At 73.1% G+C, this 9,219-nt stretch carries 9 protein-coding genes; 1 reads left to right on the top strand and 8 read right to left on the bottom strand.

From position 1 onward, the window contains the following. From G9H71_RS19515 to G9H71_RS19500, 4 genes are all read right to left on the bottom strand, one after another. Positions 1 to 603 (bottom strand): aldehyde dehydrogenase family protein (locus G9H71_RS19515; RefSeq protein ID WP_166284459.1); only part of this gene is annotated, 603 nt, incomplete at its 3' end. 83 nt (positions 604 to 686) lie between these two features. Beyond that, positions 687 to 959: a DUF6458 family protein gene (locus G9H71_RS19510; protein WP_166284458.1), complete on the bottom strand. Its 273-nt coding sequence runs from the start codon at positions 957 to 959 to the stop codon at positions 687 to 689. 148 nt (positions 960 to 1,107) lie between these two features. Beyond that, complete coding sequence (locus tag G9H71_RS19505) at positions 1,108 to 1,800, bottom strand: glycerophosphodiester phosphodiesterase (protein ID WP_166284457.1); 693 nt, start codon at positions 1,798 to 1,800, stop codon at positions 1,108 to 1,110. Beyond that, positions 1,797 to 2,789: a lysylphosphatidylglycerol synthase domain-containing protein gene (locus G9H71_RS19500; RefSeq protein ID WP_166284456.1), complete on the bottom strand. Its 993-nt coding sequence runs from the start codon at positions 2,787 to 2,789 to the stop codon at positions 1,797 to 1,799. The genes G9H71_RS19505 and G9H71_RS19500 overlap by 4 nt, the downstream gene beginning before the upstream one ends. A gap of 153 nt (positions 2,790 to 2,942) precedes the next feature. Between G9H71_RS19500 and G9H71_RS19495 the strand changes: the two genes are divergently transcribed. Continuing rightward, a complete protein-coding gene (locus G9H71_RS19495; RefSeq protein WP_166284455.1) occupies positions 2,943 to 3,323 on the top strand; it encodes a response regulator in 381 nt (126 codons plus the stop codon). 12 nt (positions 3,324 to 3,335) lie between these two features. On the opposite strand, the gene G9H71_RS19490 is transcribed toward G9H71_RS19495, so the two are convergent. From G9H71_RS19490 to G9H71_RS19475, 4 genes are all read right to left on the bottom strand, one after another. Then, complete coding sequence (locus G9H71_RS19490) at positions 3,336 to 3,887, bottom strand: very short patch repair endonuclease (protein WP_331273133.1); 552 nt, start codon at positions 3,885 to 3,887, stop codon at positions 3,336 to 3,338. Next, positions 3,871 to 5,982 (bottom strand): ATP-binding protein, encoded by a 2,112-nt coding sequence (locus G9H71_RS19485; protein WP_166284454.1) that lies wholly within the window; start codon positions 5,980 to 5,982, stop codon positions 3,871 to 3,873. The genes G9H71_RS19490 and G9H71_RS19485 overlap by 17 nt, the downstream gene beginning before the upstream one ends. Positions 5,983 to 6,172: 190 nt before the next feature. After that, positions 6,173 to 8,086, bottom strand: a complete 1,914-nt coding sequence (locus G9H71_RS19480) for a CocE/NonD family hydrolase (protein ID WP_231135132.1) — start codon at positions 8,084 to 8,086, stop codon at positions 6,173 to 6,175. A 257-nt stretch (positions 8,087 to 8,343) separates the two neighbouring features. Next, positions 8,344 to 9,219 (bottom strand): carbohydrate-binding protein (locus tag G9H71_RS19475; RefSeq protein WP_166284452.1); only part of this gene is annotated, 876 nt, incomplete at its 5' end.

Here is a 9,219-nt window from a genome sequence, read left to right as displayed (position 1 = left end):
CCGCGGGTCGCGCAGGATCTGCTCGACCTGCTTCGCCGAGACGAGCAGGGTCTGGAACGCACCGTCGGGGAAGCCGGCTTCACGCGCCACGCGCTCCAGGCGGAGGGCAGTGCGCGGGACGTTCGAGGAGTGCTTGAGCAGGCCGACGTTGCCGGCCATGAGCGCGGGCGCCATGAAGCGCACCACCTGCCACAGCGGGAAGTTCCAGGGCATGACCGCGAGCACGGGCCCGAGCGGCTGGTAGCGGGTGAAGGCCCGCGACGCTCCCACGGCCTCGGCGTCAAGCGGCTCGTCGGCGAGGAACCGCTCGGCGTGCTCGGCGTAGAACCGCATGCCCTTCGCGCACTTGGCGACCTCGGCCTTGGCCGCCGTGATCGGCTTGCCCATCTCGAGGACCATGTCGCGCGCGATGTCGTCGGCCTCGCGGTCCAGGACGTCGGCGGCAGCCCGCAGCCACTGCGCGCGCAGCGCGAACGACGTGGACCGCAGCTGCTGGTACGCCGTCACCGCCTTGGCGAGGCGCTCCTCGATCTGCGCGCCGTCGTGCTCTTCGAACGTCTCCAGGACCTCGCCCGTCGCCGGGTTCGTCACCGCGATCGCCATCGTCCTCGCCCTTCCGGTCGTGCATCCGGTCCAGCACATGCGAAGGGGCCGGCCTCCTCGTCGGAAGCCGGCCCCGGGCCTGCCTAGTAGCGCGGCGTGCCGTCGTCGTAGACCCGGCGCTCCTCGACGACCGGGGCGCGGTCGCGGTAGACCGTGCGGTCGACGGCCACGTCGTCTCGGGCGACGAGGCGGCGACGCGGCGCGAAGAGCGTGAACGTCAGGACGAGCCCGAGCACGCCGGCGGCGACGAGGATCCAGCCGACGACCATGATGTCGAGGCCGGACACGGTGTAGTCGACCGCGAGCGCGAGGATGAGCCCAAGCGCGATGAGGAAGATGCTGACGCCGATTCCCACTGCTGCCTCCGGTGTCGGCGGCCGGCGAACGTCCGGCCGCGCTCCTGCACACCCGAGTACCCAGGGCTCGCGCGGCTGACACAGGCACGCCCTCCCTCGAAAGGATCCACCGCGCGCCGTGACGGGCCGGCTGCGGATCGGAACGGGGTCAGCGCGTGCGCTGGGCCAGCAGCGCCCGCAGGACGTCCAGCTCGTCGCTGATGACACCGGTCGCCCCCACCTCGAGCACCTCGGCGAGCGCGGCGGGCGTGTTGACCGGCCACGTCAGCACCGCCTCCAGGGTCCGGTGCAGCTCGTCCAGCAGTGGGCGGGTGAGCAGCGAGCGGTGGATCGACGCCCCGTACGCCGCCCGTCCGCCGACCAGCGCGCCCTCCGCGACGCGCGCCCGCAGCGCCGCCAGCTCACCCCGGGTCCGCGCGGACAGCAGGACCTGGGCGTACGGCAGCCGGGCGAAGGGCTCGAGGGCCGGCCAGTGCCGCCCGCACACGAGGACGTCGCGGTCGGGCGCGAGATCGTGGACGCTGCGGGCCACCTCGTGGCCGACGGACGCCCCGGTGCCCTTGAGGTCGAGCATGAGCCGGGTGCCCGGGCCGGCGACGCGCAGCGCCTCGGCGATCACCTCGGCCAGCTCCAGGCGCGGCTTCCACCCCCGGTGCAGCCGCCAGCCGTCCCAAAGGATGGGCAGCCTTCCCGCGGTGCGGGCGTGGCGTACCTCCAGCCGTCCGCGCCAGCTGTGCACGTCGAGCTCGATCACGTCCACGCCGAGCTCGGCGGCGGCGCCCAGTGCGGGCAGCTGGTTCCCCGCCCGGTGCGCGACGGCCAGCGGGTGCGGAGGGGTCACGCGGCCGCCGCGGCCGGGGTGCAGGTGACGCACTGCGGCAGCGTGACCTGGTGCTCGGCGCACACGAGGGCGACCAGCCGGTCGCGCCCTCGGGCGATCCGGCGGGCCAGGAAGCTGGCGCCGCCGAAGGCGAGGCCTGGCACCCAGGCGAGCAGGGCCTTCAGCGCAACCGCGCCCAGAGCGGCCGCCCAGGGCAGCCCGAGCGCCACCAGGCCCACCGCGAGCGCGCCGTCCTTGGGGCTGGCGCCCTGCGGACCGGGCAGGACGCCGGCGAGCTGACTGGCGCCGAAGACCCCCGCGAGCGCGAGCGGGCTGACGGACTCTCCCACGGCCAGGACCGTACCCAGGAGCAGAAGGACGACGCACGCCTGGTAGCCGAACGAGTACGCGAAGGCGGTCGCGAGCCGGCGCTTGGAGGGCAGCGACGGGGCGATGCGGGCCTTGATGCCGGGCCGCAGCTTGAGCACGACCAGCGCGAGCGTGAGGATGCCGGCCGCCACAGAGCCGAAGGTGATGGCCAGGTGCAGCGGCAGCGTGGCGCCCGCGGCCAGCGCGAAAGCCGCCACGCCGATCGAGCCCACGAGCCGGTCGGCTGCGATCTCGGCGACCGCGGCGGCGCGCCGCTCGCCCTTCTGCTCGAGCCGGCGTACCCGCCAGATGTCCGCGCCAGCGTGGCCCGGCGTGCACAGGCCGAGCAGCTCGGCCTCGGCGTAGGTCCGCAAGAACCAGCGCCGGCCCGGGCGGGCGGCTGAGAGCGCGTGCCAGCGCAGCGGGCAGAAGACGTACTTGCCGAGCACGAACGCGGCCAGGCCCAGCAGCGCCGGCAGCGGTGCGGCCGAGGGCAGGTGGGTCACGCCGCTGGCCGACGCGGCGACGCCGGCGAGCAGGACGGACACGGTGCCGAGGCGGCGCAGCCGCGGGTTGCGCGCCGCGGCGCGCAGCGGCGTCGCGACGGCGGCGGGGAGGGCCGGGCGGGGAACGCGGGGCATGCACTGCTTGTCGTCCCGGAACCGCCTCGGCCTGAGGTGTCGACCGGGTGGCTTCTAGACCCTTCCGGCTGCTCAAGCCAGGTCGCGGGACGGACGAAAGTCCTGGTACGCGGGGCGCACCCCGCCCGCACCATCAGCTCGAGGAGGCACCCCGTGGCACGCATCCTGGTCGTGGACGACGACGACGACATCCGTGGCCTCGTCGCCATGCGCCTGAAGGCGGCCGGCCATCGGGTCGTCGCCGTCTCCGACGGTGCCCGCGCGCTCGACCTCGTCGACGAGCGCGGCATCCCCGAGGTCGCCGTCCTCGACGTGACCATGCCGGGCATGGACGGGTTCCAGCTGCTGGAGACCCTGCGCGAGCGCAGCGGTCGCGACGTCAAGGCCGTGTTCCTCAGCGCCCGCGTGCAGGAGGAGGACGTCGCCCGCGGTCGGGCCGCCGGCGCGACCTACCTCACCAAGCCCTTCATCGCCTCCGCCCTGCTCTCTGCGGTCGAGCGCGCCGTCCCCTCCGAGGTCACCGAGTCCTGGTGACACCGGGCAGGCTCAGCCGGCGCTGACCGTCCCCGCCCCACCACGACGTCGAGACCCGACCGTCGCGCTGACGCGTTCCGCGACGACGGCCGGGTCCTCGTGCTCCCAGGCGCGCAGCGCCATCCATCCCACGGCGGCGAGCCGCGCGTCGGTGTCCGCGTCCCGGCGCCGGTTCCGCTCGAGCTTGGCCGTCCAGTAGTCGGCGTTCGTCCGCGGCTCCCGGCTGTGCTCCGGGCACCCGTGCCAGCGGCACCCGTCGACGAAGACCGCCACCCGGGCACCCGGGAAGAGCAGGTCAGCCCGGCGGCGTACGCCCTCGAGCGGCAGCGGGGCGTCGACCCGGTAGCGCAGGCCGAGCGCGTGGCACGCCCGGCGCACCGCCAGTTCGGGGACCGTGTCACGCCGCCGGTTGCCCTGCATGCTGCGGCGCACCGCCGGGCTGCTCGCCGGCGGCGGTGGGGGCAGGTCCGGCCAGGGGAGGGCGGGGTCGTGCGGACCGCCGAGGCCGGGAGTGTGCGGGTCGCCGGCGGCAGAGGGGTCGCCGGGGTCAGGAGGCGGCGGCACCGGCCCATTCTGCGTCGCCGGCGAGCGGCAGCCGCAGCTGGACCGAGGTGCCCACGCCCGGCGTCGACGCCAGCTGCACCGACCCGCCGTGCGCGTCGAGGATCCCGCGGACGACCGCGAGCCCCAGGCCGGTGCCCTGCACGGCGTCCTGCTCGGCGGACCGGGTCCGGAAGAAGGGCGTGAACAACGATGCCTGCTCGTGCTCGTCGATGCCCACGCCGGTGTCGGTCACGGTGAGCACAGCGGTGCCGTCGACGGCGTGCACGCGGACGTCGATCGAGCCCCCGGAGAGGGTGAACTTCACGGCGTTGGACAGCAGGTTCGCGACTGCGAGCTCGAGCTGGTCCGGGTCGGCCATGACGACGGCATCCAGCGCCCCGTCGGGTGCGAGGTCGGTGGAGATGGCGATCCCGCGCTGCAGCGCCAGCGGCACGACCGAGCGGACGGTCTGCTCGGCGACCTCGGCGAGGCGGACGGCCTCGCGCTGGTGCCCGAGCGCCGAGGAGTCGATGCGCGAAAGGGTGAGCAGGTTGTCGACGAGGCCGCGCAGCCGATGCGTGCCGCGCGTCATCGCCGCCAGCGCGTGTCGTGCGTCCTCGGCCTCGAGCCCCTCGGTGAGCATCTCCAGGTAGCCCAGGATGCTGGTCAGCGGCGTCCGGAACTCGTGCGAGACGGTCGCGATGAACTCGGCCTTGATGCGGTCGAGCTCCTGCAGCCGCTCGACCAGCCGCTCCTTGCCCTCGAGGTCCGCGCGCAGCAGCCGCTCGGCCTCCTTGCGGTGGCTGATGTCGCGCAGGAAGGCGTTGAGCTCGAGCCCGTCGCCGTGGTCGGTCGCCCAGAGCACCAGCTCGACGGGGAGCTCGCGGCCGTCGCGGGTGAGGGCGGGCAGCTCGAGCGGCCTGCCGAGGATCGTGGGGATCCTGGTGGAGACGTAGCGGGCCATGCCGGCCTCGTGCGCCGCGCGCAGGTGCTCGGGCACGAGCAGGCTGGACATGGCCGTACCGACCGCCTCCTGCGCCGACCAGCCCAGCAGCTCCTCCGCCCGCCGGTTCCACCCGGTGATGACGCCCGCGGCGTCGGTGCTGACGAAGGCGTCGCCCGCCAGCTCCAGCAGCTGGCGCAGCCGCTCCTCGCGCCGCTCCACGTGCGACCGCGCGCGCTCGCGCTCCACCACCCGGCCCAGCGCCACGCCGGCCTGCCCCAGCAGCTCGGTCAGCTCCGCAGCCGGCGGGCGCGCCTCGTCGGTCACGAGCTCGATCACACCGACGACCTCGTCGCCGACCAGGATCGGGAAGGCGTACGCCGACACGACGTCGCCGGGGATGCGCGGCGCCGCGTCACCGCCGTCGAGCCAGGCCGCCATGCCGCTGGAGAGCACGAGCTGGGGCAGGCCGGTGACGTCGAACGGCCGCTCGGCGCACTCTGCCGTCGGGCGCAGGCCGCCCGAGTGCCAGGTGCGCACGGGGACGATGCCGGTCCCGCGGGAGTCCAGGGCGTACGCGGCGCCGGCGGTCCAGCCACCGCGCTCGCAGAGCACTCCGAGCGCGGACCCGACGGCGTGCCGGAAGTCGCCCGCGGTGTTCGCGGCCGCCGCCACCGCGGCCAGCACCGAGGACGAGCGCAGCGTGCGGCGCTGCTCGAGCAGGTGCTCGACCTGGCGCGCGACGAGCCCGAGCGCGGCCCGCCGGCTCTCGTCGAGCGTGCGCGGGGCCCGGTCGGCGACGATCAGCGCGCCGAGGCAGGAGCCGTCGGGGGCCGTGACGGGCCAGGCGGCGAAGCACCGGACGTCGAGGCCGGTGACGCCCGGGTGGTCGCGGTAGGCGGGGTCCGCTGCGGCGTCCTCGAGGACGAGCTCGCCGTTCGCCACGACCTCGGCGCTGAGGGCGGCCTCGCGGGCGAGGTGGCTGAACCACAGCCCGGTCTGCGCCTTGACCCACTGCCGTTCGGAGTCGAGGAAGGTGAGCGCGGCGGCCTCGGTGCCCGCGATGCTCGCGGCGAGGCGTACGCAGTTCTCGAACTCGCGTTCGGGAAGCGTGTCGACGATGTCGTAGGCGCGCAGGGCGGCCAACCGACGTCGCTCCTCGCGCGGGGTCATGTCCGAAGCATCGGCGGCGACCGCGAAGGCGCAAGCACCCGAACAGGTACTCGTCGCAACGAGGGCGCCGCCTTCGCCGTCGGCCGAGGCCGTGGGTGCCGGCGGGCGTACAGGCGAACGGGCCGGGGCCCCTCGCAAGGAGGAGCCCCGGCCCGTCGAGGCCGGGCGGACGTGAGGTCCGCGCGAAGTGCTACTTGGCGATGCCCGCGGCCTTGGCCGCGGCGGCGCCGCCGACGATCGGCAGCTCGATGCGGTTGTCACGCGGGTCGAGCGTGATCACGGCGCCGTTCGACTCGGTCGCGGTCCGCTGGCCCCAGCTGCTGTTGCTGCCGGCGACGACGATCGCGATCCGGTGGCCCTTGGCGAAGACGTAGTCCTCGGGCTGGAGCTTGATCTCGGCCTTGCGGTACTGGTTCGGCGTCAGCTTCCGGTCGCGCGAGAGCGAGTTGATGTTCGACGCGTCCTGGATGCCGCGGGTCACGAGCTCCTGCTCGTTGGTGATGACCCGCTCGGTCACCTTCTTGTAGCAGGCGTTGTCCGCCGCGGAGCTCTCGCCCCAGCAGTCCTCTTCGGTGCCGGTGAGCGCACCGTCGTTGGTGGTCGAGATGTGCTGGCCCGTGCCGAGGTCGACGAGGAAGGTCGAGAGGCTGGCGTCGTTGCGGTCGGTCTTGAACCGCAGCGAGAGCTCGGGCGTGCCGGAGATGTGCAGGTCGGCCGTGAGCGGAGCGGTCATGTAGACCAGGCGCGCGCTGTTGACCTCGGTCGGCAGGCTGCGCGTGAGGACCGTCTCGGACGTCCGGGTGTCGGTGTAGGTCTCCGAGACACCGCTCTTCGAACGGTGCAGGGCGAGGCCGCCCGGCGTGGTCGCGCTGTTCGGCTGCAGGTAGACGTTGGTCTTGACGGTGCCCGGCTGCGGCCAGTTGGTCGCGGTGACCCAGTTGAGCGGGGTCTGCTCGATGTCGGCCATCGGCTCGTCCAGGATGCCGTTCTCGACGCCCTGGAGCTCGTGGTCGAACCACCGGTGCAGCGTGTTCACCCAGTCGCCGCGGCGGATGTCGAAGGGATCGACGTGGCCGAGCTGGGAGATCCAGATCTTGCGCGTGACGTCGTTCTCCGCGAGCTCGTACCACCACTCGGAGAACTGGCTGCCGCGCACGTTGTGGTCGTTGATGCCGTGGTAGACGAAGACGGAGGCCTTCACCTGGTCGGCGTCCGGACGGTAGTCGCGCTCGGCCCAATAGGCCGAGTAGTCGCCCGTGTCGTCACCGGCGCCGGCGTCGAGCTCGGTCCGGATGGCGGCGCAGGCCGCCTTGCGCGCCCGGTCGACCTCGGGCAGGTAGCGGTCGCCGGTGACGGCGTTGGAGAGGTAGGACGCGTAGCCGGTGCTGTGCCGGACGCCGCCCGTGCGCTGGTAGTCGTACCAGCTGGAGATCGCCGAGATCGGCACGATGGTGGTGAGGCCCTCGATGCCGGTGGCGGCGGCGGCGTTGGCGATCGTGCCGTCGTAGGACTTGCCGATCATGCCGGTCTTGCCGTTGTGCCAGCCCGCCGTCGCGACGCTGCCGTCCGCGTGGCGCCCGGTGCGGCGGCCGTTGAGCCAGTCGATGGTCGCGAGGGCCGCCGCCGTGTCGCCCTTGCCGCCGGTGGTCGGGCAGCCGGTCGAGTTCGCCGTGCCGAGCGCGTCGCTGAGGACGACCGCGTAGCCGCGCGGCACGAAGTAGTTGTCGTAGAAGAGCGGCCACTGGTCGAGCAGGCCGTCACCGTCGGTGTCCAGCTTGCACTCGGTCTCGTTGCCACGGCAGGACGTCCGGTAGTACGGGCTCGCGTCCATGATGACCGGCACCTTGAGCCCGTCGGCGGTCGCCTTCGGACGGATGATGTCGAACGCCGCGACGTCCTTGACCCCGTTCTTGTCGGTGTCCATGTCCGTGTCGACGAACACGCGCTCGCGGATCGCGTCGGCGTAGCCGAACACCGGCGCGGTCACGCCGTTCTGGATCACGATGCCGGGGTTCGGCTCGGCCTGCGCGGCCGTGGCCAGCGTCGGCAGCAGCGACAGCGCTGCCATCGGGACGAGCATCCTGCTCAGCCGTCTTGCGCCCATGGGGCGGGTCCTCCTGCGTTCTGCGGGGCTGCACCGGACGGTGCCCGCCGCTGGTCTACAAGGCCGCCGCAGGAAGGGGAAGTGAAGTAGCAGTGTCGTAACGAAACTTCCGACAGATGTCGAGAATCCTGTCTCGGATTCTGGACAGACGTGCGTCGGGGCCCGCTTCCCGAAGGAAGCGGGCCCCGACGGCTCTCGAGCTAGCGGCGGTGCGGCCGGCGTCCCGTGACGCCGACCGCACCTGGGTCACGACCCGGTCAGGGGGCGGTGACCCCCTGGCCGTTGAACCGCAGCCAGTTCAGGGTGAACAGGTTGCCCGTCGGCTGGCCGGCGGCGCCGGTCGAGCGGAAGACGAGGTAGACCTGGTTCGCCCCTGCACCCGTCAGGCTGGCGGGCAGCGCGACGTTCTGCGTGTTCATGGTGTTGTTGCCGGTGTTGAGCACCGGGATCGTCGCGGCGAGCGTCCCCGTCGGCGAGCCGAGGCGGACCTCGATGTTGCCGCGGACGGTGCCGGCCGGGGCAGCCGGGTTGGTGCCCGCGACCCGCAGGTCGACCGACGTCATGTTCGCGAAGTTGAGCGGCTCCGCGAGCGTCAGCCAGTCACCGTTGTCGATGCTCTGGACCGCGACGTTCTGCGAGACCCCGACCGGGCTCGGGTCGTTGACGAACGTCACGTTCGTCCCCGACGACTGCCAGGCCTCGGCCTCCTGGAAACGCTGCTGGATCTGCACCTGGCCGGTGCCGGTCAGCCCGCCGTTGTCCGTGTAGGACGCGCTGAACGAGCCGAAGAGGTGCCCACCGGCGTGGTCGGCCTGGGCCGCGGTCGTCTGGTAGACGCCGGAGCAGCCGGTGAACGAGCCCTCACCGTGGCCGTGCGTGTCGTGTCCGAGCACGAAGCTCACCTGGACACGGCTGCAGTCGATCGTCCCGTCCTGCGGGTCGGTCACGGTGACGGCCCAGGCGATGCGGTCGCCGAAGCTGAAGAAGCCACCGTTGGTCGGCGTGGTCACCGTCACCGTCGGTGCGGTGTTGCCGACCACGACCGTGACGGTCGTGGTGCCGCTCTCACCGGCGACGTTGGTGACCGTGAGACGGGCCGTGCGGGTGCCGTTCGTCGTGTACGTGAACGTCGG

Origin of the sequence: Motilibacter deserti, assembly GCF_011250635.1 — a bacterium.
Lineage (GTDB): Bacteria > Actinomycetota > Actinomycetes > Motilibacterales > Motilibacteraceae > Motilibacter_A > Motilibacter_A deserti.
This window is presented reverse-complemented; position numbering and strand designations above follow the sequence as displayed.